Source organism: Mesorhizobium sp. M0029, assembly GCF_040323735.1.
In the GTDB taxonomy this organism is placed as follows: Bacteria; Pseudomonadota; Alphaproteobacteria; order Rhizobiales; family Rhizobiaceae; genus Mesorhizobium.
Genome location: NZ_JAMYVF010000001.1, coordinates 618,060 through 644,228 on the forward strand (window position 1 = coordinate 618,060; position 26,169 = coordinate 644,228).

The window sequence follows — 26,169 nt, forward strand, 5'->3', positions numbered from 1 at the left end:
TTTACCTCAAAGCATAGAGATAAGCGGCGATGTCCCGCGCCTGTTGCTCGGTGATCCTCGTCGACGGCATGGCCGTGTGCGGATTGACTTCCCTCGCCGAGCGTATCCAGCGGATCATGTTCTCCGGATTGTTTGCCAGCAGGCCACCGATAAAGACCCTGTCGGCAAGGCCACCGTCTAGGCGGGGTCCGACCTGGCCTTGCGCACCCGGCACGCCGGGTATCGTATGGCAGCCGGAGCAGCCATTCGCCGTCATGATTGGAATGGCGCGGGCGCCTACGCCGCCGGTCGCCGCATCCGACTCGTGCCGGACGCGCTCGCGCCTGTCGGACCACAAAGTCGCCGCTGCGACAGCCGCAGCCAGCAGCAGGATTGCGGCAAGGGCGCCCCCGATCAGCCTACCCAGGTCGGAGCGCATGTGTTGCCTCCCTGGTTGCGCTGCTGCTTATCCAGAGGCCGGCGAGCAGCAAGGCGGCGCCGCCATAGATCAAGCCTGCCGGAACCCACATTACCAATCCGGCGAGCTGCTGGTCCTCGATCGCGGTCATTCCCCACAATGCCGCGCCGGCGCCATTCTCCGGATACCAGAGTTTGGGCGACATCAGCAGCAGGACACCGAGCAGGCCGGTATGAAGCGAGGTGAAGAAAAGATGCATGACGGAGTTGCCATAGGTTTGCTGTCGACCGGGGCGCGGTAGGAGCGCCCACCAGAACAGCAAGGCTGTGCCGAGGAAGCTCGCATGCTGGGCATAATGGAGAAAGCCCTGCTGGAGCGCTGCCTGGAACAACGCCGGAATGTGCCAGATCCAGATGGCGACGCCGTGAATGATCGTCGCGTTGAGGGGGCGGATCACCAGGGCCCAAACCGATTGCAGCGTCTTTGCGCGCGTGAGCTTGCCCGTTCCGCGGCGAAGTGAGGCCGGCAAGGACCAGAGCAGGACTGCGCCTGGGCACGCGGCGACAAGGAGAGGCGCCGCCACCGCCATCAGCAGTTCATGCTCGATCATATGGGCGGCAAACACCCGCTCGCCGAGCGCATGGATGGGGCTGACCAGTGCTGCCGTCAGCACGCCCCAACCGGCGGCGAACAACAACGCCTGCCGCATCCGCTCGGGACGGCCTCGGCTGCTGCGGCGCCACAACCGAGTCGCTCCGATGGCATAAAGGAAGGCAATCGCGGCCAGCGGAAACGTGATGGGAAATGCGAGCGTCCATCCGGCCTCGGGCGCGCCGGCGCCGTAGCAGATCGAGGTCGAGAAGAACGCGTCGAAGCTCATCGCAGGCACTCGTCGAGAATGAGAGCCGCGCTGCCTTGCATGATGATGACGAGGGCAAACAGCAATGCCGCAAGCATGCCGAGATCGGCGACGAACTGCTCGGTGCTGCGCGTGCGCTCAGGCTTGAAGGCGGCGCCGCCCTGCCGCTTCGCCCGCCATGACAAGGCACCGCCGAGCAGCGAAAGCACGGCGAGCACCAGTGCCACGGGAAGCACCACCGGCACCTGGCGGTTGCACTGCCATGGTACGAGTGCGTAGTTCAGCTGCGTCGAGATTGCCCAAGCCATCGGCCCCGACAGAAGACCACCCCAGGACGTTCCCATTTTCAACGCACGCATCAGCCTAGCCTCGGCATCCAGTAGATGAGCAGATAGATCGGGATCCAGGTCAGCACCACGAAATCCCAATAGAAGACATTGTCGCCGACATCGCCGAAGCGCCGGCCGCTATAGCCATGGCGTGTGAACATCAGCACCGTCAAAACGATGGTGTCGCCGACATCGGTGATCAGGTGTGTGGTATGCAGCCCGAGCAGCACCCAGAGCATCGAACCATAGGCGTTCGTGTCCCAGTAGATGTTCAGCGCCGGGAATTCGAACCAGCGCACGACAAGCGGGGCCAGACCGAGCAGCGACATCACCACCAGCCCGATCCGCACCGGCACGATCGCGCATTGCTTGGCATGGCCGTGGAGGATGTGATTCGGCACCACGCTGATAATGAACAGGATGGTGACGATCGTTCCGGGCCAATGGTTGGGGTGCGGGGCGCTTAGACGCCAGTTGGGCCACAAAGTGGCGAGATAGAGATAAGCGCCGGCGGCCAACGCAAAGCCCATGCCTTCCAGCGCCATGAAGCCGAGCGTTCCCCACCAAGTCGGGCTGCGCGGACCATGTCCAAAGGTTGGGAGGTCCGAAAGATCCAAGCTGGGACGCTCACTCATCCCTCATCCTCCGGGTCGTCCTTGGGCCAGAACCAGCCGATCAAGGTGATGGCGATCGGCGCGGCGCCCCAGACGATCGCCCAGGGCGTGAAGATCGAATAGACAAACGTACCGCCGACGGCGATTGCCGCCAGCAGCGGCCAGATCGACGGTGTCGCCGATTTCTCGCGAATGTCGGGGTGGGCTTCCGCCACGGTTGAGATCAATAGCTCACGGACATCGACGCGGAGTCCGGTCGCCACAGGCATCGCCTCCCGTTCGGCCCAGAGCGGCTCGACATGTGTGACAATCGGTATCCGCGCGAAATTATAGCTTGGCGGCGGCGAAGACGTCGCCCATTCGAGCGTACCGGCATCCCAGGGATTGTTTCCGGCCAGCGCGCCCTTCAACGCGCCGTGTACAAGATTGAAAGTGAACAGTACGAAGCTGAGGAAAAAGAGCACCGCGCCAGCGCTGATGAACAGGTTGATGTTGCCCCAGCCAAGCTCGGCCGGATAGGTGTAGACCCTTCGTGGCATGCCCCAGAGCCCGACGAGATGCATTGGAAAAAAAGCCGCGTTGAAGCCGATGAAAGCCAGCCAGAAATGCCAGCGCCCGAGACGCTCGCTCATCATGCGGCCGCTGATCTTGGGGAACCAGAAATAGGCCGCGCCCAGCAGCGGGAAGACCGAACCGCCGATCAGCACGTAATGGAAATGGGCGACGACGAAATAAGTGTCGTGCACCTGGAGGTCCAGCGGCACCGAAGCGAGCATGACGCCGGTGAGGCCGCCGATGACGAAGATGAAAAAGAAGCCGAACACGAACAGCAGCGGCGTGCGGATCACCGGCCTGCCGTCCCACAAGGTCGCCAGCCAGCAGAAGATCTGAACGCCATTGGGGATGGCGATCAGCATGCTCGACGCGGTGAAGAAGCTGGCGCCGAGCTTGGGTAGCCCCGTCGCGAACATGTGATGGACCCAGAGGCCGAACGAAAGGAAACCGACGGCGATCAGCGACAAGACCAGCCCGAGATGCCCGAACACGGGACGCCGGGCGAAGACCGGGATGATCGCGGAGACCATGCCCGTCGCCGGCAGGAAGATGATGTAGACCTCGGGATGGCCAAAGAACCAGAACAGATGCTGGAAGAGCAGTGCGTCGCCGCCCTCGGCGGGGTTGAAGATATGTGTGCCGACCAGCCGGTCGAGGATCAGGAAGGTCGAGGTGATCATCACCGCGGGCATGGCGAAGACGACGACGAAGGAGGTAACCAGCATTGCCCAGACGTAGAGCGGAATCCTGTCCAGCGACATGCCGGGGGCTCGCTGCTTGAACACGGTGACGATGGTTGCCACCGCGACCGCCAGCGAGGATACTTCTGTATAAGTGATCATCTGGGCCCAGACGTCGGCCCGCTTGCCCGGCGCGAATTCGGGGCCTGACAGCGGCACATAAGCAAACCAGCCGACGTCGGGCGCCATGTTGAGCGCGAAAGACACCCAGGCAAATATACCGCCCGAAACATAGATCCAGTAGCTGAACGCGTTCAGGCGGGGAAAGGCGATGTTGCGGCTGCCGACCATCAGCGGGACGAGATAGATGCCTGTCGCCTGCACGATGGGCACGGCGAACAGGAACATCATGGTCACACCATGCATCGTGAACAGCTGGTTGTAGAGGTCCGGGCCGATCAGACCGCGCTGCGGCCCTGAGAGCTGGATGCGCATGGCGACAGCGTTGAGCCCGCCCAGGCACAGAAACACGAAGGCGGTGATCAGATAGCGCCGTGCGACGACCTTGTGGTCGACGCTCGACAGCGCGCCGATGATGCCGGGGGGCGTGCGCCATGTCCGCGCCAGCCAGCGATCCAGGCTGGCATCGTCCATGCCGGTGTCGCGCGGTCCGTCATGCTCGGGTGCGACGTCGCCTGTGGCGGGCGTTTCGCGCGGCAGGTCGCGTTCGCTTGTGAGGTCCGCGCTGCTCATTTAAGCGCCTCGAGGTAGGCGACCATGGCGTTGAGTTCGTCGCCGCTGAGCTCCACCACCGGCATGTGGGATCCGGGCTTGATGCCCTGTGGGTCGGCTATCCAGGCGGCGAGATTGCCGCGGCTCATCGTCAATGTCCCGGCGGCAAGCGTCTGCCGGCTGGCTATATGGGTGAGGTCGGGGGCGACCGTTCCTCCGGCAGGCGTGCCGCCTATTCTGTGACACATCACGCAAGGGCGCTTCAGAAACAGATCCTGGCCGGCCTTGGCCTCGTCCCCCGTCGGAGTAGCTGCCGGCTGCAACTGGTCGTTCCACCAGGCGTCGAACTTCGCACGCGGCTCGGCGATGATGAAGGTGCCCATGTTTGCGTGCTGCGCCCCGCAGAACTCGGCGCATTGACCTCGGTAAACACCAGGCTTGTCTGCCTTGAGGTCGAGCACGTTCATGTGGCCGGGAATGAGGTCGAGCTTGCCCGAAAGGCTCGGAATCCAGAAGGAATGGATGACGTCGGTCGAGGTCAGAAGAAGCTTCACCGGCTCCCCGGCGGGGATATGGATCTCGTTCGCCGTGGTCAGGATCCGGCTTGGCGTGGCATCCTCATAGCGCACCTCCCACCACCATTGATGGCCGGTGACCCGAATGGTCAGTGCGGCATCCGAGCCGATCGCGGCGAGCGTCCTGTTGGCGAAGAAGCTCAGCAAGGTCAGTCCGATCAGGACAATGGCGGTCAACCCGACGGCGGTCATCACCGCGCGCAGCTTCCGGTCGTCGGCGCCGGCCTTGATCGCGAGCGGCTCCGCCTGCGCGCGCGACCGCATCATCAAGGGTACGACGAGGGCGATCATCACCAGCACCCACACCACGGCGCAGAGCGCGGTGAAGAACCAGATCAGCCATGCCAGTTCGCTCGCCGCGGGACCTTTCGGGTCGAGGGCGGATTGCCAGCCCGCGCATCCCTGGAGCAACAGAGCGCCGGCGGTGGCGAACGCCATCGAGACGAGACGTTTCACGGCGACTTCCCCAGCGTGGCCGCGTCGGGCATGCGGTTTTCCGACGGATGCGCCATCATGTCGTCATTGCGTTGCGGCGCGGCGGAAGACGGCGCGTTGCCGCTCAGCGAGCGCACGAAAGCCGCAAGCTCCCAGATCTGGTCGTCGGGAATCTTGTCGCGGAAGCTCGGCATGCCGTTTGGCCGACCGTCGCGGATCGTGGCATGGATGCTTTCGATCGAGCTGCCATAGAGCCACTTCTGGTCCATCAGGGCCGGCCCCATGCCGCCGCCGCCATTGGCGTGGCATCCCGAACAGTTGAACCAGCCGAAAAGCCGTTTCCCTTCGCTCATATGGAAGGCGTTGGCCTCGAAGCTCGCCGCCTTGTTATCGCTGGCGGGGGGGCGCTGTCCGCCGGGCTCCAGCGTGGTCACAGGCGTCGGCTGCTCGCCCGATCCGAGCGCCGATTGCGGGCGCGTGTCACGTTCCTCGCGCTGGCAGGCAGCGAGCGCCAGGACTGGAAACAGGAGCATGGCCACAACGGCTCTCATCGCACCGGGCTCCCCGAGGCATCGAGGCGCGGCACGCCGTACTGTGACAGCAAGGCATCTATCTCGACCTTGTGCCTGGAGAGGGCGCCATTGACATCGCCGCGCAGCGCATCGTCTTCGCGGCGGACGCCCATCGAGATGTCGTAGATCATCGGCAGTTGCGGTCCGTCGATGCGGGGCGCAACCGGCGTGATGCGGAGCGGCACCTTCTGCCTGGCGGCGAAGTAGCCGGCGAGGGGGCCCCAGACCACGGCAAGGTCGATCTCGCCACTCGCCACCGCTTCGACGATGCGCGCCGGCGGGTTGGGGGCGGAATAGTCGCCATAGACCGGATAGCCAACGAGGTGCCCGACGATACCGCGGCGGCCAAGCGCCTGGACCGGAGGCGAATTGGCGCCATCGTCGCCGATGAGCTGAACACCGATCCGCATGTCGCGCAGCCGCGGATCATTGAACGATGCTACGTCGGGGCCGTCCCTGCGGGTGACGAAGACATAGGACGATCGGTAGTAGGGCGTGGTGGTGCGCAGCATTTCGAGGTTGCTCGGCGTGCCCGGCACGAGATCGCACAGGCCCGCCTTCAGCGTGTTGCGGATGAAGCCGCGACGCTGCGCCCACCAGGTATAGGTCAGCTTGGCGCCGAGATCGGACGCAACGATTTCGGCGATCCTGTTCTCGAAGCCCTGACCTGCCGCGTTGGAGAACGGCAGGTTGTTCGGATCGGCGCAGACCCTCAGCTCACGTGCGTCGGCTGTGGCCGTCAAGAACACGAAGGCGATCGCGGCCATGCCGATCGCCAGCCGTTGACACCCCTTTCGCGCCGGACCTACGGTCAAGTACAATCCATCAAGGCAGCCGGAACACATAAAGCGTGCCTCCCGAGGTTGTCGCGTTCTTCAGATCCTTCATGGCATTGACGAAACCGAGCGCGGCGGTGGCGTCACGCGGGTCAAGATCGCCCGATACAATGGCGCCGGCCCAGCCGCCGACGCCTGAGAGGATGGCGACATATTGGTGCCCGTCGGGACCACGATAGGTGATGGGCTGGCCGATGATCCCGGACGAGGTCTTGAACTGCCAAAGCAGGTCTCCGGTCTTGGCGCTGACCGCCTTGAACCAGCCTTCCATCGTGCCATAGAAGACAACGTCGCCGGCGGTCACCACCGCGCCGCTCCACACCGGGAAATTCTCCTTGAGGCTCCAGGCGGGTTTCTCCGCGGCGATGTCCCAGGCGGTGAAGGCGCCGCGATTACCGCCGGGCCCTGGTATCATGCGGACGTTCATGCCCACATAGGGCGTGCCGGCAATGTAGTTCACCTCGACGCCTTCTTCATCCATGCACAGGTTGTTGTGCGGGATGTAGAGCAGGCCGGTCTTCGGCGAGAACGCGGAAGGCTGCCAGTCCTTGAGGCCCGACGCCGTCGGACAGATATCGCGAACGACCTTGCCGGTGCCGGTCTTCTTGTCCGGGTTTACGATCAGCCGACCGGTTTTCAGATCCACACCTTTGCTGGAGTTGACCGGACCAAACGGTTTTGCCGACAGCACCTCGCCGGTTGTCCGGTCGAGGATGTAGAGATAGCCGTTGCGCTCCGGCCGGATCAGCACCTTGCGCGGCTTGCCCTGCCAGGACATGTCGAGCAGGATCTGCTCGTTGATGCCGTCATAATCGTGGAGGTCATGCGGGCTCCATTGATAAAACCATTTCGCCGCGCCGGTGTCGGGATCGCGCGCGAAAATGCCAGACGTCCACTTGTTGTCGCCCGGCCGCAAATCCGGATTCCATGGTCCGGGATTGCCGGTGCCGTGGAAGATCAGGTTCAGATCGGGATCATAGGAAATCCAGCCCCACATGTTGCCGCCGCCGATCTTCCAGGCTTCCGGCGGCCACGTCGTGACGCCAAGATCCTTGCCTTTGTCCATGTCGTAGTGCGGCTTGAAGTCCGATCCGATCAGCACGTCCTTGTCCGGCCCGGTGCTATAGGCGATCCAGACGACATGACCGTCGCCGGCGTCGAGCGCCTTTACCCAGCCGCGAACGCCCATCTCGCCGCCGGAATTGCCGACCAGCACTTTGCCCTTCACCACAAGCGGCGCCATGGTGATGGTCTCGCCGATGTTGATGTTGCCGACATGAGTGTTCCAGATCGGCTTGCCCGTGTTCGCATCAAGGGCAATCGTGTGGCCGTCCAGCGTATTGAAAAAAATGCGCCCGTCGGCGAATGCCACCCCGCGGTTGACGACGTCGCAGCAGGCCACTCCCTGTGCCGCCGGCTCGGGATTGGGTTCGTACTTCCACTTCATCGGGGCGCCGGGCTTGGAGAGATCGAGCGCATAGACGAAGTTGGGAAAGGGCGTCACGATATACATGGTGTTGCCGACGACCAGCGGCGCTGCTTCCTGGCCCTTGTTCACGCCTGTCGAGAACGTGAACGCGACCTGCAGGTTCTTGACGTTGCCTTCATTGATCTCGGAGAGTTCGCTGAAGCGCGTCGACGCGTAGTTCTTGGCCGGCATCGTCCATTGGCCGTCATCGGGTGGCGAGGCTGCGGCTGGCGGTACGATCGCTGGTGTTTTAGGAGGCTCGGACGCAGCGCCCAGAAGCAGCACGCAGGCGAGCAGCGTCACCAGAAGGATAGCGCCAAAGGAATTCCCGGCTGCCAATTTGCGGGTACGTCGTTCTACGTCAACGCGCGTTAATGCCAATTGCGGCATAGCTTTCATTTATTGATCGAGCCTCCCACGCCGGCGCCGAGTTCGGCCGCGATGTCGGCCTCCGTTCCGGCACAAAGCGGATGGCCCCAGCCCGAAGCGCTTTTGCCGCCGGGGTCCAGATCGTAGACAATGGCATCCTTGCGATTTGGATTGACGCCTGCCGGGACCTTGTCGAAGCCGAGCGCCGCGCGGATACGCCAGGCGACATTGTGATCGGCGCATGAGGAATCGCCTGAAACGCCGAGGCCGCCGACAATGCTCTTGCCGTCGTAGAGGGCAAGCCCGCCGCCAAACACCACGACGCCTCCGATCGGCTTGCCGACGAGCGGGTCGCCGGCGCTTCCGAACGTTTTGGGATCGCCCGTATAGGCCGCGGCCTGGTTGACGGGATTGGTCTCCTGCAGGCCAAATAGCGGTCCGCCGGGCTGCACCCCCGCATAGAGATTGGCCGTCGAGAGGGCCATCTGAGCCAGGCTGAGACCGTTGGCCGTGTTGGCTTTCTCCGCTGCTATGAGCCGACTTCCCGGCCATTGCGAGTCGGGGGTGGGGCCGCTGAACGCAATCGCGCAGACAGTGCCGTCACGGGCAACGATGGCTGCCCATTCGTTGGTTTCAAAGCCGCCATTGGCTGGTCCGCCGCTTGCCTTCACGTTGGCTTTGAGGGCTGCAAGCAGCTTATCGTGATCGGCCGGACAGGGTTCCTGCGCCATGGCCTCGTGCCCGTGGAACAGGCCACCCATCAGCAACAGCAGGCCAAAAAGAGGTACGAAAAGCTGATAGCGATACATTGTCCTGGCATTCGTTCACATAACAAGGACCACCCCGGCAGACCGCAGAATGCGAGGATACGTCCAATGCGTCAGTGCCTAACTCGCGTAATGCTTCTATGTTCCTGCTTTGCATAAAATTCATGCGGTTGGATTTGGGTGCAGGTGTTCAATCAAAGCATGGGACCTGGACACCCGTGGCCACATGCCAAGCAATGAGGCAACGCGGCTGATCCGGGAAAACCGCGATCGGGACAGCGCAGACGTACCCGCCTGACAAACCCTGTTGCCTTGTCACGGCGTTCGACGATGGATGATCTCTTCAATAAGTTTCGCGTCGGCTTCGTATTCCGCGGCCCGCGCAGCCATTTGGCTGGCCAGGCTGTGTCTTTCCCGCGCGGCTTCGCGTTTTGCCGTACGTTTCGCCAACTCAGCCCGCTGCTGGTGCGCTCTTAGAAGGCTCCAAAGCGCCTGTTCCGCATCGTCAGCCTGGGCCTGCATCAAAACGTCTGCCCCGAACGCATGTCCGGTGTGGCAGCGGTAACGGGTAATCGGCCCGTCTTCTATCTCCCATAGGGGGCCATGACATTCGGGGCAGACAAATGTCGAGGGGGCGCCAAGCTGGCCTTCGGTCAGTTCCATTGTGCTGTGCTCCTGAGCTGCAATCGCTGCCTCAAGGCGGATGCCGGACGGGATTTCTGGTGTCGGTCCTGCGATTTCGGAAGCAAGCCTGTGCAACAGGCCAGCCATTTCGGACAGAGGGACGCAATGGTCGATTTCCACATTCTGCAAGGCGCTCAGCGGCATGTCGGGTACTGCGGCGTCGCCGGGGTCCTGGACTACGCTGACGCCTCCGCACATCTTGATTGCGTGCAGGCCGGCGGTGCCGTCGGAGAGGCTGCCTGTGAGCACGACGCCGATCACGCTGCCGCCAAAGCTGCAGGCCGCCGATCGAAACAGGGGGTCGATGGCGGGGCGCGCCAGGTTCTCGCGCGGCCCGCGCCGCAGCAGCATATGATCGTCGTGTAACAGAAGGTGAGCTCCCGGCGGTGCAACGAAGATGTGCCCGTTTTTAACCTTCATGCCGTTGGAGGCATTTGCAACGGGCATGTTGGCAGCGCGACCGAGAATGTCGCCGAGGTAACTCGTGGGACCAACGTGCTGTACGACGAGGAGAGCCGCCGGGATGTCCGGCGAAAGGTCGCGGACAAGTCTCTTCAGCGCGTCGACGCCGCCGGCCGATGCTCCGATTGTCACGATGCACCGGTTCTCGCAACCGTCGGGACGGACCTTGTCCGGCTGGCCCGCACGCTCCGAATCTGATCGTGGTGCGGCGGTGGCCATGGTTGCTTCACCCACATTCAGCACAGATGTCGATGCGAGCGCTCCGGCCAGTCCGCTGCTGGTCGGGCGCCCTGCCTTCGTCGGTGTTAGCTTCCGGCCGCATCGCGGAACATAGATGCCCGCGTCGGCTCTGTACTAACGCCTACGTGCGCGTTTGACAGCAGCCTCTGCCACGGCCGGGGCCTCCTGAATGCTTGCCGCGCCGCCGAAATCGGCGTTCTTGGTACGGCCAGCTCCCGGGCCCGCTCCTAGATCAGCGCCTGTTGTCGGATCGGAAGCCGGATCGGAAAGCGTACGGTCGGCCATCCTGGCCACCACCTTCAGGTCTTTGGCCCCCAGCTTGACAGTTGCCAGGCCGTCTCCGCCGTCGACGGGCATCACCTCTTCAAGGTCATCGATCCGATCCCACTCTTCGCCGGAATTCCATGGGCCAGCGACATCGCCGTCGCCTTGAGAGGTGTTGACATACATGCTGGCGTACTTCTCTACGCCTGGGAGCTTGCCGGAAGGGAAATTGTTTTCGATCGCGTAGAGTGCTTTCTCGAACGACTTCTGGTGCGCGATCTCGCGGGTCATCAGGAAGCCGAGCGCGTCCTTGATTCCCGGGTCGTCGGTGATGTTGATGAGGCGTTCGTAAACGATCTTGGCGCGGGCTTCGGCGGCGATATTCGACCGCAAATCCACCGTAGGTTCACCGCGCGAGTCGACATAGGCCGCGGTCCAGGGAACGCCGGCTGAGTCGCACAGCGCGGGAGCGCCGCCGAACAGAATTGATTCCTTGGCTGTTGTGCCGCTGGCGCCGATCATCAGGTAAAGGTCCGCTTCCTTCATTTGGCCCTCGGCCAGCTGTGCCTTGAGCCCCTTGTTGAGCATGGTGACGATTGATCCCACCACTTCGAGATGGCTGAGTTCTTCGGTCGCAATATCGAGCAACATGTCGCGACGGCCAAGATCGTCCTCGCCAAGCCCTTGCGTGAAATAGCGCATGGCCGCTGCAAGCTCGCCATCGGCGCCGCCGAACTGTTCCATGATCATGCAGGCCAGGCGAGGATTCGGCTCCGAGACGCGAACGGTGTATTGCAGGCGCTTGTTGTGCATGAACATGGACATCTCTCCGGTTAGATCATCCGAACATCCCCGCAAGATGATTGTTCCATCCGGCCATCGGCCAGCGAGCATTTTTACGGCAGCTTCAGTGTTGAGCATCGCAGGGAGCCAGAGGCGGCATTTATTTCTCGCCGGGATTCTCCGACTGGTGACCGGCGGCAACGAGATTTCGATCGTGCTGCGCCATCACGGCAATGAGCAAGGCCGCGGATGGGCAAGAGGTAGACAAAATCTGGAGGGATACTGGCTCGGAAAAGTGAAGCCGGGCCATATTAATACGATGTCGGTGTCGACACCTTCGGCCCGTTTCGCCGCACACCTTACGCGGCAAACGCCGGGTTCGGTCACACGGCGAGCGTCGCGGACTGTTGCCCGTTCACTTTCGATCCAGCACCTTCCGGACTTTCTCTGCCAATTCGTCGATCGTGTAGGGCTTGGTCAAAAGTTCGGTTCCGAAATCGAGCGTGCCGTTGTGGACAATCGCATTTCGTGTGTAGCCGGTGGTGTAGAGCACTTTTAGCGACGGGTGCATTGTCTTGACCTGATCCACCAGCTCCCGGCCCGACATCTCCGGCATCACCACGTCGGTGAACAAAAGCGACGGCACTTGCCCGCTTTCGACGGCCACCAGCGCGTCGCGTGGGCCTTGCATTTCCAGCACGGAGTAGCCCAGTTCCCGCAGCGCTTCCGCCGCCATCAGCCGGACGCGATCTTCATCCTCGACAACCATGATGATCTCGTCTGCACAGCCGGGGTGCTCGCCTGCCACGACGTCGATTTGGCTGTCGAGCACGCCGTGGTGCGAGCGCGGCAAATATATTTTCAAGGTGGTTCCGATGCCCTGCTCGGAATAGATCTTCACACTGCCGCCGGACTGGCGAACAAACCCATAGACTTGGCTGAGTCCCAGCCCGGTGCCTTTGCCGACCCCCTTGGTGGTGAAGAACGGATCGAAGGCTCTTGCGACAACATCAGCAGTCATGCCCGTTCCTGTATCGGTGACCGCTATCATCACATACTGGCCGGAGGGGATCGCGTTCTCCCTGGCATAGCGATCGTCGACGTGGGCGTTTGATGTCTCGATCGTCAGCTTGCCGCCAGCAGGCATGGCATCCCTTGCGTTGACGCAAAGGTTGAGCAGCGCGCTTTCCAATTGCCCTGCGTCGGCCTCGACGTGCCATAGGCCCGCAGCGAGCACGGTCTCGATCTGAATGGTCTCGCCAAGCGTCCGGTTCAGCAATTCGCTCATACCGGAGACGAGGCGATTTGGATTCAGCCGCTTCGGCGCCAGTGGTTGCTGGCGGGAAAAGGCGAGCAGTCGCCTGGTAAGTTCTGCGGCACGTTGTGCTCCATCGATCGCGCCGGTTACGAATTGGTGGACGTTGGTATCGCCGTTTCTGAGCTTGCGCTGCACAAGGTTCAGGCCGCCGATGATGACGGCCAGCATATTGTTGAAGTCGTGCGCGATGCCACCGGTGAGCTGTCCGACAGCTTCCATCTTCTGGGCTTGGCGCAGGTGCTCTTCTGCTCTGGCGCGTTCCGCTACTTCATCTTTGACACGCTGTTCGAGCGTGCCGTTGAGTGTCTGCAGCGCCTTGAACAGTCGGGAGTTGTCGATTGCCGTCGCGGCATGGCCCGCAAGCCCCAGCAAGGCCGCCTCTTGCTGTTCGGCGAAGACGCCGATTTCTGGATGGCCAAGGAAGAGGCCACCCAGCACCTCGCCCGAACGCGAGACGACCGGCACGGCGAGATAGGAACGCACCGGCAGATGGCCCTCCGGCATTCCCTTGCGGGGCCAGTTCTTGCCGTAGCGCGGATCGGTGAGGATATCGTCGGAACGCACCACGCTTGTTCCGCGGAAAGTGGGCTCGAACACCGCGGTGTTGCGCGGCATCGGAAAGTTTTCGAAAGCAGAACGAGGTGCCCCCGACAGGGCGTAGAGCACATAGCTGTCGCCCTTGTCGTCGATCACATTGTAGAAGAAAGCTCCAAATTGTGCGCCCGACAGCACCACGCCGGCATCGGTTACCGTCTGGACAATTCGCTCTACGTCAAGCTCGGCCGCCACGGCTGCCGCAGTGGCGTTCATCAACTGAAGCTGATGCTCCACCCGCTTTCGCGCGGTGACGTCGACCACGGTGCCGATGAAGCGGATCGCACGGCCGGACTGGAAAAGCGCTTCCCCCGTTGCGGCAATCCAGCGCTCCTTGCCATCCCGAAGGCCGATCGTCCGGTATTCGATGTCGTAGCGGGAGGGGGTGCCCGGCGCGAGCGACTGGCGTACGGCCTCGTCGGCCCGTGCGCGATCTTCCGGGTGGAGGCCCGCCAGGAAGGCGCTTTCATATGTCACCTCCGCGTCCGGCGGCAAACCAAAAAGGGCTTTGCACCGGTCGTCCCAACGCAGCACTCCGCTGATGGGATCGTAATCCCAGGTGCCGATAGCGGCCGCGTCGGTGGCAAGCCTCAGCCGCTCCTCGCTCGCCCGTGCCGCCTGCTCCGAGCGAACGCGCTCGATGTGAGCCCAGGACCGCTCCGTCACCTCGGTCAGCAAGGACAGTTCGCGTTGCGACCAGACGCGGCGCTGCTTGTCGTGGATGGCCATCAGGGCAGTCAGTCGGCCTTGTTTGACCAAAGGCATACAGATGGTTGCCGTTATCCCGATATCCTGAAAGGTCTTCGCTTCCTCGGGAGCAATTTCCTCAAGGTTGTTGTTGATGATAAGCGGCTTGTTGGCGCTGAGATTGGTGACAGCCAGGCGACCGAAATCGGCAAGACTGTAATATCCCCTGATGCTGGGCGAGCCAGGTGCGCTCCAATCGCCGCGGATGGTGAAATGGTCTTGGTCCTGCTCCATGTCGGCATAGGCGCAAATCGAGACGCCAAGATGTTCGCCGAGGAGCCGAGTGGTGATCTGCATGACAGCATCGGCGTCGGCCGCGAGGGCTATCTCCCTGCCGAGGCGGTCGAGAAAAGCAAGGCGTTCGGCGTTCTCACGCAGGGCCAGTTCGGCGCGAAGGCGTTCTATCGCCGTACGCGTCCGGTCCGCGACTGCCGAAATGAGGGCTACTTCCTCCGTCGCCCAGCGTCTGGGCGCGGAGTGGTTCAGGTATAACAGCGCCACCAGCCCGCCATGCTCGGTGACGGGCATGTTGATGACGGATTGGGCGCTGATGGCTTTGAGTGCCTCCGCATGGCCGCTGGTTCGCGGATCTGTCTCGGCGTTTTCAAAGACAACGGTTTCGCCTCGCTTCAAATCCTCGATATACGAGCCGTAGTTCCTGAAATTCAGCGTCCCAGCCAGGCTTTTGATGCCTGGCGCGTTCCAGTCCCTGTCGATGGTGATCGTTTCTTTCTCTAGATCGATCGTGCCGTATCCGGCTCGGCTGATGCCAAAATGGTTCCCCAGCAGTTCCGCGGCTGCGTAGGCCAGTTCTGCGGGATCCGTAATCTCGCGAATACGGTCGCCCAGCGCTGCCAAAAGCTCGAAGCGCTGCAGTTCAGATCGCGGATTGCTTGAAGTGGCCCCCATTTCGCCCCCGTTTTGCCCGGACTTAAATGCAGTCTGCGGCCAAGAGTTCCCCGCAGGACGGCAGTTTCTTTGGCGGGCCGGTCAGCCGAACACGCCGCACCGGTCATAGGTTAATGACAGCTTGGCGCGCTGTGGCGGATAAAGGGGGAAACCAGCGGGCACTTGACGAGCTCCCGCTGGCTGGGTGCCCGAACCGCACTTCACTCGTTTGGAGACGTTTGATGCTTGACCGACCCATTCTTACGAATACGGACGCTCTCTATCCAGACGACCTGAAAACGCTTCGGTCGGTTTTCGACGCGCTGTGTGAGGAATTTGAGATTTCGTCGGACACTACCGCGGCAGAATCCATCGCGAGAGAGTTGGTCAGACTTTTCCAGACCGGGATGACGGAAGCGGCCATGCTGATGATTGCCGTGCGCGCACGTTGGCAGGGTGATTGGAAACTGGGAGGCAGCAGCGCTGCCCAGGCTTAACGGTCCCAACTCCATGGAGAAGGCCTACTTTAGCCGCTTGAGCCGGTTGTACAGCGTTGTCTTGTCTGGCGGAACAAGCTTTCGCCCCGAGAGTTGGGGTCGGCAGATAGTTTCCAACAGGCACGGGCATGGCGTTCGACAGAGATGGACCGAAACTCGCGACCGGGTTGCTCGCGGCCTCGTTGGCGGCGCTGGCGGCATACAACGCCATCCGCGCCAAACGTGCGATTGCCGGCCGGGCGTGCGGACGTGTGATGGAGATCGATGGTCTGCGCCTGCATTTTATCGAAGCCGGAACCGGCATGCCGCTGCTTCTCCTGCATGGCAATGGATCCATGGCGGAGGATTTCAAGTCGAGCGGCATCTTCGATGAGGCGGCAAAGACCTACCGGGTGATTGCATTTGATCGTCCCGGTTTTGGGCGAAGCTCACGGCCGCGCGGCCGGCGTTGGTCCGCTCGCGACCAAGCCGACCTTATACATGCCGCCGCCTGCGGGCTGGGTATAGAGAAATACCTCGTGCTTGGACATTCCTGGGGAGCTTGGATCGCCCTCGAGTTGGCGCGAAGGCATTCTCCATCGGTCGCCGGCATCGTGCTGGTCTCGGGTTACTACTATCCGTCACCGCGGCTGGATCTTGCACTGGCCGCACTCCCTGCATTGCCTGTGATCGGCACCGCGTTTCGTCACACCTTGCTGCCCCCGCTTGTAAGGCTTGCCTGGCATTGGGCAATGGAGAAGATCTTTAAACCCGCCGTCGTCGCCAGCGACTTCGCCGCACTGGCCAAAGATGTCGCCAGCCGCCCTTCCCAACTGCGGGCGGTTTCTCTGGAGACAGCATCGATGCTGGCCGCGTCCCTCTTGGGAAAAGCCAACTATAGGGACATTGCCGTGCCCACCGGCATCATGGCGGGATCCGGGGACCGGTTGTTCGACGCGCAACGCGATGCACGACGCTTGCACGCGGAAGTCGGTAGGTCTCTCCTTGAGGTGGTTCCGGGCGCCGGCCATATGGTTCATCAGAGCGCCCCGCAAGCCGTGGTTGGCATGGTGCACACCATTGCAGGGCGGCACGCCTTGTTCCAAGCGGGCCGTCGGCAGCGACCCAAGTCGCGTGCCGACGAGTTCAAGGCAGATCCGGCCTCGCGGGAGCCACCGGCGATAAGCGACGCCGCTTGCACGGAATGATCTCCAAACGGGGCTTTCAAATGAGCGACCAACGTCCAGCCGACATGCAGTCGGTGCTCCACCAGAACATACAGGCCCTGGTCGAGCACAGGCGACAGCAAGAGGAGCACCAAGGTGTTCAAGCGTGGGTCGCCGGCGTTGTTTCGCGCTTCGCGGGAAGCATGACTTTCGTCTATTTGCACCTTGCAATTCTTGTCGTCTGGGTCCTCGCGAACCTTGGCGCGATACCAGCCGTCCCAGCCTGGGACCCGACTTTCGTGATCCTGGCCATGGTCGCCTCGGTTGAGGCAATCTTCCTGTCTACTTTCGTGCTGATCAATCAGAACAGAATGGCCGCACACAGCGAGCGCCGAGCCGAACTGGATTTGCAGATCAGCCTTCTAAACGAACATGAAACCACGCGGCTGATCGAGATGGTGGCTGCCTTGACGGCGCGTCTGAATATCTCGACCCCGGCCGACAAAGAGCTGCCGGAACTCGCCGAGAATGTCGATCCCCAAAAGGTGATGACGCAAATCCAGCAAGCTTCTGAAGATCAGGAGAACGCTTGATCAAAGCGACCTCGTCGGCGACGGTTCAGCGTCGGCTACAACCTGTAATTCAGCCTCATTGCCAAGGCTGTCGAAGCAGCTAAGCCGGTGTCGGCCTTTTCCAGGGTGGCTTCCCGACGTCACAAGTCCGCCGCGCAATCGAGGCAGCGTAGAGCTTCGATAGCCAAAAGGCTGCTGCGGGTCAGATGGACCCAAGTTGACGCCGAAATCGTATTAGCGGTGGCGGCTTGGGGAGATTCCGGATGAGCGAAGGTGCTGTTCTGATCGTCGAAGATGAGACAATGATCCTGCTCGACCTCGAGTCAGCTTTGGAGGAGGCCGGCTTCCAGGTGGTCGGCACTCGGAGTGCCGCCGAGGCGCTGGCGGCTTTCGACCCCGATCCGACCAAGTTCAAGGCCGTACTCACGGACATCCGTTTGGGACCAGGACAGTCGGGGTGGGAGGTCGCTCGGCACTTGCGAAGGTCCAACTCGACCATCCCGGTTGTCTATATCAGTGGCGACAGCGCGGTACACTGGGGAGCGGAAGGTGTGCCCAACAGCATAATGATCACCAAGCCCTTTTTTCTGCCGCAGATCATAACTGCCGTTTCTCAACTTTTAAACGCGCAGCAAGGTGCAGAAACTCACCTCTAGGAATCGGACCGCGGCTCCACGAAAACCACGGAACATTCAATCGGCGCCGTCCGGCGTAAAGCGTTCGCGTCTGCTTGGGCCGGCGGCCTCAACCAGATGTCGACCTCAGCTCCTTCCCCTCGCCACCGGCTCGCATCCACTCGGGAGCCCTCCCGAAAGCAGGGGCGCTCATTGGTTGAGCTTTCGGTCGAGTTCGTCAAGCAATGACCGATGCTCGCTGGGCATGTCCGTATCTGTCGGCAGATCCAGCAACTGGCGAAGCTGGCGACGATTGGCGTCCGATGAAATCCACTGCCGTATGAGGCGGGCTATGACCTTTTGTTGTGCCTTGCCGATTTCTTCCATGTTAGAACCCGAGCTTGTCCGTTGGACGAACTCGGCGGCTCTTTGATGGTTCCCCGTCCTGTACACAAATCGAGGCGAATCGAGGCACAATCTATGGGTTAATGTATGTCGCTCAAAAGTGGCCCTGGTTTTGAGACAACGACATGCCAGTGGATGTTTGCAGTCTCAATCCGCGCGCCTAACGCTGAGCGTAGAGTGCAAATTTAAGCGATCGATTTTACCCGAAGCGAGAGGCTCAGCCGCAAAATCTTGGCGCCGTTTTCATCACGCACTTCGATAAACAATTGCTGCCCGTCGACGCTCTTCAGTGACTCTCTCGTGAGGTCGACAAGGCCCTCGAATCCCGCGCGGCGGACCTCTTCGAGGCCAGCGCATTCGACACCTATTTCGTCCTCGAAGATGAGATCGCCATCGCCGCTGTCGAAGAAAAATCGTGCCATCGGAGAGCTTCCGTCACTGCTAATCTGCGGGGTTCCTTTGGTGCAGGTAGGTCGTGTCGAAATCTCCTGCGTGAGTGAGGCCGGCCCAGTCCAGTGCGTGAACTTTTGATCCCGAGGTGGCAATGAGGCCTCTGCGTCGTAGTTCCTGGAGCATCCGGTTGACGTGGACCGTGGACAAACCCAGTGCATCGCCAAGGGCCGCCTGGGTAATGGGAATATCCGCCACGTGATCCTCAATGCGCCCCATGGAGCGCAAGCGAAAAATCAGTTCGCAAAGGATGTGAGCCATGCGGGTGTATGCCTCGCGTCTTCCCACATTGATGACCCACTCCCTATAAATCGCGGCATCTATCAACGTCGACCGCCAAAAAGCGGTGGCGATGCGAGGGTGCTGGTCGCAAACGGCACGCAGAGTGTCATGCCGCATGAAACCTACTCGGGCCGGCGTAAGGGTCGAGAAGTTACAATCCATGACCGACAGATGCAGCCCATGCAGATCAGGAATGTCGCCAGCGACGAAGAATGATGTGATTTGTCGCTTTCCTTCGCCCGTATGTTTGGTGGAACCGACCAAGCCATCAAGAACGATAAACGAGTAAACAGGACGGTCGCCCTCACGCACCAGATCGTGGTTGGCCGAATATTCCTTCTCCTGGATCGGAATGCCTTTCAGAACGCCGATGTCGGCCTCTCGAAGATCCGAGATGGTCTGAAGCTTGCGAATGAGTACATCCGAGGATGAGGTGGGGAACAAATTGACTACCTGGCTGATGTTGGTGATCGAACTATTATCCGCGCCAAAAGTTCCGATTGGCATGGGGACATATGCGCGGCGGCAGAAGGCGCCGCCGTGCGGCATGGTCCCGTGCCTGGGGCGTTTTGCCAGCGTCGAGGGTGGTTGAAGATCCCGGAATGATCCAAGCACCAGTTTTTTAGGACAGCCATAGGTGAGCCAGGCAGCAATGCATTAACCTATGACATAGGCTCGGTTAGAAATTGTCCCGCTGGGCAGCCAGCCCCAGGAGTTCGCCGATCACGGCGCAGCTTTGACCCAGTCGCTCCCCCCAATTTCAAGGGCTGCACCCGCAGCCAGTCCTGGAACTCTTTGATGCGCCACCAGGAACGGGGTGGCTCCGCTGACGTTGTCTCAGTGGCAAGGTGAGATTTCAGTGAACAGGCATATTTCGCGGACGGATGTCGAACAAATCGATCACACGGATGACAGCGGGTTTGCGATAGAGCACGGCGGACCGCCATCCTCAGCAATCGCGGTAGCGCTGGCCCGTGGGCTGGAGACCAGTCGGGATAAGCACATCGTCCATATAGCTCCCTCGGAACGCAGTGCCGAGGAGATCGCCGGCGCCTTGCGTCAGTTCCTGCCTGACGCGGATATCATCTTGCTGCCGTCCTGGGATTGCCTGCCCTACGACAGGGTGTGGCCCACACGTGCCAATATGGGGCGAAGGCTTCGTGCGTTGCGTGAGATCGCAACGAAGCCGGATCGCCCGCGCATCGCTGTAATGTCGCTCGAAGCCATTCTGCAGCGGGTGCCGCCTGCTCCCGTCATCGCTGGCGGTTTCACAATTCTGGAGGTAGGCCAAAAGCTCGACCGTGACGATTTCAGAACCAGGTCCGAAGCCATTGGCTATGTCGTCGACGAGAGGGTCGACGAACCGGGTGAGATAGCCTTTCGGGGCGATCTCATCGATATTTTCCCTGCTGGCGCGGATGGCCCCGTTCGCATCATCGTTGGTCCCGATGCCTGCATCGGCCAGCTCAAGACCTACGACCCGCTCAGTCAGCTCAGCGATCAGGTTCGAGACTCGGTTACTGTCGGACCGGCATCCGAGCTGATCTTTAAAGCTGGTGAGCATCCTGAGCTGACAGCGATGCGCGCGACGTCGATGGAAGAGCGCCTGGTCGCATCGTATGGCGCTATGCCATCCGTCTTCGATGCGGCTTCCAGCGCCTCGATCTCCTTCCTTGAAGGGACCGACGGGCAGCCGCTCGGCAGAATTCTGGATCTGGTCGAGGATGCACGTCGTGCCAGGCAGGAGGCAGCCGGAACGAAAAAACCTTTGCCGGGACGATTTTACCTATCCCGTGAAGAGTGGGACGCTGCTCTGCTTAACCGCTGCTGCGTGAGACTTGCCGTTTCTGCCGTGGGAGTTCCCAAATTCTTCCGCCAGGCCCGACCCGGGCATGATTTCGCGGAATTCGTCACAAGGCAGACGAGCGCCGGAGTCAGAGTAGTGTTCACCGGCGATGCCTCTGAATTGCAGCGAGCAGATCGCCTGCTCGATAGGAGACTAGGCCGGCGGGCAGAGGAAGCGGCCGACTTGCCGCAAATACTTTCGGCCGCAAGGGGCTCTCTTATCAAGGCTGAATTCGTCCTCGACGAAGGGTTTGTCGACGCGCAATCCAATATCGCCTTGGTCGCCGCATCCGACCTGTTTGGTCCCGCGTTGAAGGCGAACGGGAGCGCGACCACGGGCATACTCGAACCCGAGTTGCGCATTGGCGATGTCGTTGTCCATGAAGACCATGGCCTGGGCGTGCTCGCCGCGGTCGAACAGGTCGAGTTGGCTGGCCAGCAACAGGATGTCGTCAGGCTCGAATATCATGGCGGGGCTTCCTTGCTGGTTCCGGTCGACGACTTTGGACGAATATGGCGCTACGGCTCGGAACCGGAGGCAGTGTCCCTTGATCGCCTCAACGGCGAGGGCTGGCCGAAGCGACGCGAAGCTGCGTTGCGCGAGATCGACAGGCTGGCCAAGCGCCTCTTGGGTCTTGCCAAAATCAGGTCCAGCCAGCCTGCCGAGATCATGAAGCCCTCCCGCACGGACTTGGCTCGTTTTGCGGCGAAATTTCCCTATACGGAGACGCCCGACCAAGCGGCCGCCATCCTCGCTGTGCTCGATGACCTTTCCTCCGGAAGGACAATGAACCGGCTCGTCTGCGGCGATGTCGGCTTCGGCAAGACAGAGGTCGCCCTGCGTGCTTGCGCCGCCGCCGCTCTCTGCGGGAAACAGGTTGCTATCATAGCTCCGACAACGGTGTTGGCACGGCAGCACTATGAGACGTTCAGCCGCCGCTTCGCAGGAACCGGCCTGCAGGTCGCCCACCTTTCAAGAATGGTCGGGGCAGCGGACGCGAGAGCGGCAAAAGAGGGTCTGCGGAGCGGCCAGGTTGCGGTCGTTGTGGGTACCCAGGCCTTGGCGTCCAGGAGCGTCACCTTCGCCAATCTTGGACTGCTGGTGATCGACGAGGAGCACCGGTTCGGGGTCAAGTTGAAGCGGGCCCTGCGGACCATGGCGCCTCGCCTCCATACGCTGAGCATGAGCGCCACACCGATACCCCGGACGCTGCAATCGGCGTTGTCGGGTATCCAGGACGTCAGCGTTCTAAACTCTCCGCCCGCCAAAAGACGTCCCGTTCGCACGATCTTGGCAGCGTTCGATCCAGCATCGGTGCGCGCGGCCCTTCTGCGTGAATTTCACCGGGGTGGACAGAGCTTTTTCGTGATCCCGCGGATCGAGGATATTGCCCCGGCCTGTGACCAGCTGAACAGACTGGTGCCGGAACTCGAGGTCAAGACGGCGCATGGTGAAATGAAGGGGAGACAGCTGGACGAAGTCATGGTCGGATTCGCCGACGGTGATGGCGACATTTTGTTGAGCACCGACATCATCGAGAGCGGCCTCGATGTGCCGCGGGCCAACACCATCATCGTTTGGCGCCCCGACCGGTTCGGTCTGGCGCAGTTGCACCAGCTGCGGGGCCGGGTCGGAAGGGGGGCGGTGCAGGCTGTTGCGTTTCTTCTGACCCAGCCTGGCGTTGAACTGGCCGACAGCACCAGGGCCCGGCTTTCGACGATGCTTGCGCTCGATCGGCTCGGCTCCGGCCTGGCAATCAGTCAAAGGGACCTCGACCTGCGTGGCGCCGGAGATCTTTTCGGAGAAGACCAGGCCGGGCATATGAAGCTGATCGGAGTGGGCTTGTACGAGCACTTGCTGGAGCGGGCGATCTCGGCGGCTGGCGGAGGGGCCGACTTCGACAAGCAACTTGCCGAGATCAACGGTTCGGGAAAGGGCGCTTTTCCCAAGAGCTATGTCGAAGAGCCTACGGTGCGTGTTGGCCTCTATGCGCGGCTCTCCCGCATCCGTTCGGAGCCGGACCTCGATACATTCAGCGAAGAGCTCGAGGACCGCTTTGGAGACATGCCTGGCGAAGTAGCCCTTTTGCTGGAATTTACCAGGTTGCGAATAGCAGCGTCGGAACTGGGCATCGGCAAAGTCGATTTGGGTCCCGAGGCCATCGCGATCACCCTTCGGAACAAGCCGTCGGCGTCCCAATGGCGGAACAGCAAGGCGTTGGGCCTGGAGTACCGGAACGGCCGCCTGATTTTCAGGCCGATCCCGCCCGGCGTCTCTGGCGTCGACGCCGTTCGCTTAGCGCTTGATGCCATACGTGCAGCTCAGCCAAAGCACGAGATCTGACTAGCCTTTTCTCTCCACCGGCGGCGGCACGACAATGGGAGTGCCGCAGCCACGAGTCTTCACCTCGGAATTGCAGTGCCAGTGGTGTTCAGCCACCAGTACCGCAAGTCCGGATGTTCCGCAGGGGTCGTTAGTTGCGGCCGTTCTCGTCCATGGTGAGGGAACTCGAGAGCTCGCGATAGGCACCGATCTGCTGCTGCAGAATGGCAATCTTCTGCTCTGCCGTCGCAATGGCGTCAGTACCGGCAAGGAAACGCTGGGGGAGCACGTCCCCAGACGTGAGCGCGATCAGGGCGCGCGCGAGCTTGGCCGGATCACCCCCCTGCTTGCCGTTCTGAGAACGCCAGAAGGCGATCTGCGCCGTCCGCCGCTCATGGTAGTCCTCGACGGAGGGGGCGGCATAGTTGGTCGACTCTTCCGTGAGAAGCTCGGTGCGGAAGAAGCCCGGGTTCACGATCATCGTCTCGATGCCGAACGGCACGACTTCGGTCTGCAGCGCCTCCATCCAGCCGTCGAGGCCGAACTTCGAGGCTGAATAGGCCGTGCAGAACTCGAAACCCATTAGCCCGGCCGTCGAGGAGATCGAAATGACCCTGCCGGACCGCTGCTTGCGCATCGCTGGCAGAAAGGCCCGCGTCACATTCATGGGTCCGACGAGGCTGGTGCTGAGCTGCAGTTGCATCTGTTCGGCGGTCAACTCTTCGAAGTACCCGGCAAAGAAACTCGCCGCATTGTTGACCAGCACGTCGATGCGGCCAAACCGGTCAAACGTGGCCTGGGCAGCGGCTTCGGCGTCGGCCGCGCTCGTCACGTCCAGCTTGACGATAAGGAGGTTCTCGGCGTTTCCCACGGCCCTTGCGACTTTTTCCGTGTTGCGGCCGGTTGCCACCACCTTGTGGCCCGCCGCCAATGCGGCCTTGGCGATATCCAGACCGAGGCCCCGGCCTGCGCCGGTGATGAACCAAACACTCATATTGGGCTCCTGTTCTCTAGGCCGCAGCTCGGCCCCGGATTTGGACGCGATGGCCAGCAGGGACTGATCCCCATGTTGATCCATCCGCCGGCGGACTGCGTCACTGCGGAAGGCCGGCGCCTTCGGTGATGATGCGAAATCCTTCGGTCGACCTGGTAAAAAACTGCCGGGCCGCTGTGTATTCCGGCGAGTTGTAGTAGCGCTTGGCGTCAGCAAGGCTCGGGAACTCGGCGATGGCGATCACCGATCTCGAGCTTCCTTCGATGGCAGTGACATTGGGATTGTAGACGATCACGCGGCCGCCATACTTGGTGACGAGCGGCGACGCCGCTTCGATGTACTGCTGAAACACCGCCTGATCCTTGATGTCATAGCTGCCGATCATGTAGGCGCGGGGAGCGACGCCCGTCGCTTGCTGAGCAAAGGCGGCCGGGCTCACGATCATGGTGAGGGCGGCGAGCGCGCCCACGATTACCTTCTTCATATTGTTCTCCTTCAGTGGGCCAGTGGGACGGTAGGCATTGCGCGGAGAGTTGCTCCGGTTGACCGTCTGGCCTTGAGTCAGGAAGTTAGCTCCTTTAGCGACATGCAATTAGGTGGTATAATCTGCATGGGCTTAGAAGTAGGATTGATGAATGCGTCGCGATAGTCTGGATGACTTCCTGACCTTCATCGCCGTCGCCCGCGAGCGCAGTTTCACCAAGGCGGCCGCCATCCTCGGCGTGTCGCAGTCTGCCCTGAGCTATTCGATCCGGACGATGGAAGAGCGCCTCGGCGTTCGGCTGCTGACCCGCACGACCCGCAGCGTCTCGCTAACCGAAGCGGGGGATCGCCTGTTTCGAAGCATCGCTCCCAAGTTAGATGAGATCGCAAGCGAGATTGCCGCCCTCAGCGCCCTGCGCGACAAGCCGGCCGGTACAGTCCGGATCACCACCGTGGAGCATGCCGGCGAGACCATCATCTGGCCCGCCATGGTCGGGCTCATGCGCGACTATCCCGACATCAGGGTCGAGATTATCCACGACTACGGCTTGGCTGACATTGCGGCCGATCGCTTCGATGCGGGTGTACGGCTCGGCGAACAGGTGGATAAGGACATGATCTCGGCGCGCATTGGGCCAGACTTCCGCATGGCGGTTGTGGTAGCGCCTTCATACTTTGTAAGCCGCTCCCGTCCGGTCACGCCTGAAGATCTTGCCGATCATGCATGCATACCCCTGCGACTGCCCACAGGCGGCTTTGCACCGTGGGAGTTTCGCAAGGAGGGGCGGGAATTGAAGGTGCGCGTTCACGGACACGCCGCCTTCAACACCCTCGCGATGATCTGCCAGGCCAGCCTTGAAGGGTTCGGGCTCGCCTATCTGCCCGAGGATCTAGTGACCTACCTACTCGAACAGGGTCGCCTAGTGCGCGTTCTTGAGGACTGGTGCCCCCTTCGGCCGGGATATCACCTGTATTATCCAAGCCGGCGCCAACACTCGCCGGCTTTCGCACTCGCGCTGGAAAGGCTGCGCTACCGCGACTGAGTGCGATTGAAATAAGGATCGCCAGACCTCGACGACCATGGCGCCTATCAAAGCCGCCCAGTACAGGAAGTCCGGAGCGCCCGTTTCCCACCGATCCCAGTCTCCCCAATTTATGAGTTCACTGCCTAGTATCATCTCAGCGTTGCCGCCGCAGCTTGGCTCGGGCCATCGGTGCGAATGGTGCACTGTGGGCGGCCGGGTAGTGTGCTGAGAGTTCTGCAAATTCGCTGAGAGGGGGCGGTCACGGCAGGCTGGTGATTGTTCACGTCACCTGATTCCCGCGAAGGAACGCCACCATGACCAAGACTGAAGTTAAGACCGCCAGCGCTGCCGTCAAAGACATTTTGC

24 protein-coding genes are annotated in these 26,169 nt (G+C 61.6%); 6 read left to right on the forward strand and 18 right to left on the reverse strand.

Annotated features, from left to right (window positions below; all coding sequences use genetic code 11):
• Window position 1: 1 nt before the first annotated feature.
• The 13 genes from NKJ76_RS03035 to NKJ76_RS03095 all read right to left on the reverse strand — a co-directional run bounded on the left by NKJ76_RS03035 (window position 2) and on the right by NKJ76_RS03095 (window position 15,189).
• Window positions 2–418, reverse strand: coding sequence for a c-type cytochrome (locus tag NKJ76_RS03035; RefSeq protein WP_023681113.1), 417 nt, complete (start codon window positions 416–418; stop codon window positions 2–4).
• The gene (locus NKJ76_RS03040; protein ID WP_023681114.1) at window positions 399–1,277 is read right to left on the reverse strand and encodes a cytochrome c oxidase assembly protein; all 879 of its coding nucleotides are present in this window, start codon (window positions 1,275–1,277) and stop codon (window positions 399–401) included. The genes NKJ76_RS03035 and NKJ76_RS03040 overlap by 20 nt, the downstream gene beginning before the upstream one ends.
• On the reverse strand, window positions 1,274–1,615 hold the full coding sequence (locus NKJ76_RS03045) for a hypothetical protein (RefSeq protein ID WP_023681115.1): 342 nt from the start codon (window positions 1,613–1,615) through the stop codon (window positions 1,274–1,276). Before NKJ76_RS03045 ends, NKJ76_RS03040 begins: the two co-directional genes overlap by 4 nt.
• On the reverse strand, window positions 1,615–2,220 hold the full coding sequence (locus NKJ76_RS03050) for a cytochrome c oxidase subunit 3 (protein WP_023681116.1): 606 nt from the start codon (window positions 2,218–2,220) through the stop codon (window positions 1,615–1,617). The genes NKJ76_RS03045 and NKJ76_RS03050 overlap by 1 nt, the downstream gene beginning before the upstream one ends.
• A complete protein-coding gene (gene ctaD, locus NKJ76_RS03055) occupies window positions 2,217–4,187 on the reverse strand; it encodes a cytochrome c oxidase subunit I (RefSeq protein WP_023725519.1) in 1,971 nt (656 codons plus the stop codon). Before ctaD ends, NKJ76_RS03050 begins: the two co-directional genes overlap by 4 nt.
• A complete protein-coding gene (gene coxB / locus NKJ76_RS03060) occupies window positions 4,184–5,197 on the reverse strand; it encodes a cytochrome c oxidase subunit II (protein WP_352444620.1) in 1,014 nt (337 codons plus the stop codon). Before coxB ends, ctaD begins: the two co-directional genes overlap by 4 nt.
• Window positions 5,194–5,727 carry a c-type cytochrome gene (locus tag NKJ76_RS03065; RefSeq protein ID WP_023668011.1) on the reverse strand — a complete coding sequence of 178 codons (534 nt, stop codon included), beginning with the start codon at window positions 5,725–5,727 and terminating at the stop codon, window positions 5,194–5,196. The genes coxB and NKJ76_RS03065 overlap by 4 nt, the downstream gene beginning before the upstream one ends.
• Window positions 5,724–6,593 carry a substrate-binding domain-containing protein gene (locus NKJ76_RS03070; protein ID WP_023754469.1) on the reverse strand — a complete coding sequence of 290 codons (870 nt, stop codon included), beginning with the start codon at window positions 6,591–6,593 and terminating at the stop codon, window positions 5,724–5,726. The genes NKJ76_RS03065 and NKJ76_RS03070 overlap by 4 nt, the downstream gene beginning before the upstream one ends.
• Window positions 6,574–8,451, reverse strand: a complete 1,878-nt coding sequence (locus tag NKJ76_RS03075) for a methanol/ethanol family PQQ-dependent dehydrogenase (protein WP_023754468.1) — start codon at window positions 8,449–8,451, stop codon at window positions 6,574–6,576. The genes NKJ76_RS03070 and NKJ76_RS03075 overlap by 20 nt, the downstream gene beginning before the upstream one ends.
• Window positions 8,448–9,152 carry a heme-binding protein gene (locus tag NKJ76_RS03080; RefSeq protein ID WP_023681122.1) on the reverse strand — a complete coding sequence of 235 codons (705 nt, stop codon included), beginning with the start codon at window positions 9,150–9,152 and terminating at the stop codon, window positions 8,448–8,450. The genes NKJ76_RS03075 and NKJ76_RS03080 overlap by 4 nt, the downstream gene beginning before the upstream one ends.
• A gap of 351 nt (window positions 9,153–9,503) precedes the next feature.
• On the reverse strand, window positions 9,504–10,553 hold the full coding sequence (locus NKJ76_RS03085; protein ID WP_023681123.1) for a chemotaxis protein CheB: 1,050 nt from the start codon (window positions 10,551–10,553) through the stop codon (window positions 9,504–9,506).
• A gap of 135 nt (window positions 10,554–10,688) precedes the next feature.
• Window positions 10,689–11,657: a manganese catalase family protein gene (locus NKJ76_RS03090; protein WP_023691426.1), complete on the reverse strand. Its 969-nt coding sequence runs from the start codon at window positions 11,655–11,657 to the stop codon at window positions 10,689–10,691.
• Between the two features lie 379 nt (window positions 11,658–12,036).
• The gene (locus NKJ76_RS03095; RefSeq protein WP_352536753.1) at window positions 12,037–15,189 is read right to left on the reverse strand and encodes a GAF domain-containing protein; all 3,153 of its coding nucleotides are present in this window, start codon (window positions 15,187–15,189) and stop codon (window positions 12,037–12,039) included.
• 221 nt (window positions 15,190–15,410) lie between these two features.
• Here NKJ76_RS03095 and NKJ76_RS03100 point away from each other — a divergent pair, with 221 nt between their 5' ends.
• From NKJ76_RS03100 to NKJ76_RS03115, 4 genes are all read left to right on the forward strand, one after another.
• Window positions 15,411–15,665: a hypothetical protein gene (locus NKJ76_RS03100; RefSeq protein WP_023696347.1), complete on the forward strand. Its 255-nt coding sequence runs from the start codon at window positions 15,411–15,413 to the stop codon at window positions 15,663–15,665.
• 128 nt (window positions 15,666–15,793) lie between these two features.
• Window positions 15,794–16,852, forward strand: a complete 1,059-nt coding sequence (locus NKJ76_RS03105; RefSeq protein WP_023739562.1) for an alpha/beta fold hydrolase — start codon at window positions 15,794–15,796, stop codon at window positions 16,850–16,852.
• Between the two features lie 20 nt (window positions 16,853–16,872).
• Entirely contained in the window at window positions 16,873–17,403 is a 531-nt protein-coding gene (locus NKJ76_RS03110) for a DUF1003 domain-containing protein (RefSeq protein WP_023739561.1), read from the forward strand.
• Between the two features lie 242 nt (window positions 17,404–17,645).
• A complete protein-coding gene (locus NKJ76_RS03115; RefSeq protein WP_023668021.1) occupies window positions 17,646–18,038 on the forward strand; it encodes a response regulator in 393 nt (130 codons plus the stop codon).
• Between the two features lie 168 nt (window positions 18,039–18,206).
• Here the strand turns inward: NKJ76_RS03115 and NKJ76_RS03120 are convergent, their stop codons facing one another.
• The 3 genes from NKJ76_RS03120 to NKJ76_RS03130 form a co-directional block, all read right to left on the reverse strand.
• A complete protein-coding gene (locus NKJ76_RS03120) occupies window positions 18,207–18,383 on the reverse strand; it encodes a hypothetical protein (RefSeq protein WP_023725512.1) in 177 nt (58 codons plus the stop codon).
• Between the two features lie 203 nt (window positions 18,384–18,586).
• Window positions 18,587–18,823 carry a DUF6894 family protein gene (locus NKJ76_RS03125; RefSeq protein ID WP_023725511.1) on the reverse strand — a complete coding sequence of 79 codons (237 nt, stop codon included), beginning with the start codon at window positions 18,821–18,823 and terminating at the stop codon, window positions 18,587–18,589.
• A gap of 19 nt (window positions 18,824–18,842) precedes the next feature.
• Window positions 18,843–19,682, reverse strand: a complete 840-nt coding sequence (locus NKJ76_RS03130; protein WP_245259912.1) for a Crp/Fnr family transcriptional regulator — start codon at window positions 19,680–19,682, stop codon at window positions 18,843–18,845.
• 268 nt (window positions 19,683–19,950) lie between these two features.
• Between NKJ76_RS03130 and NKJ76_RS03135 the strand changes: the two genes are divergently transcribed.
• A complete protein-coding gene (locus NKJ76_RS03135; RefSeq protein ID WP_352536754.1) occupies window positions 19,951–23,322 on the forward strand; it encodes a DEAD/DEAH box helicase in 3,372 nt (1,123 codons plus the stop codon).
• Between the two features lie 130 nt (window positions 23,323–23,452).
• On the opposite strand, the gene NKJ76_RS03140 is transcribed toward NKJ76_RS03135, so the two are convergent.
• Together NKJ76_RS03140 and NKJ76_RS03145 are read right to left on the reverse strand one after the other, a co-directional pair.
• On the reverse strand, window positions 23,453–24,295 hold the full coding sequence (locus tag NKJ76_RS03140; protein ID WP_352536755.1) for an SDR family oxidoreductase: 843 nt from the start codon (window positions 24,293–24,295) through the stop codon (window positions 23,453–23,455).
• A gap of 100 nt (window positions 24,296–24,395) precedes the next feature.
• Window positions 24,396–24,779: a DUF1330 domain-containing protein gene (locus tag NKJ76_RS03145; RefSeq protein ID WP_023748057.1), complete on the reverse strand. Its 384-nt coding sequence runs from the start codon at window positions 24,777–24,779 to the stop codon at window positions 24,396–24,398.
• Window positions 24,780–24,930: 151 nt separating this feature from the next.
• Here NKJ76_RS03145 and NKJ76_RS03150 point away from each other — a divergent pair, with 151 nt between their 5' ends.
• On the forward strand, window positions 24,931–25,821 hold the full coding sequence (locus NKJ76_RS03150) for a LysR family transcriptional regulator (protein WP_352536756.1): 891 nt from the start codon (window positions 24,931–24,933) through the stop codon (window positions 25,819–25,821).
• The last annotated feature ends 348 nt before the right edge of the window (window positions 25,822–26,169 follow it).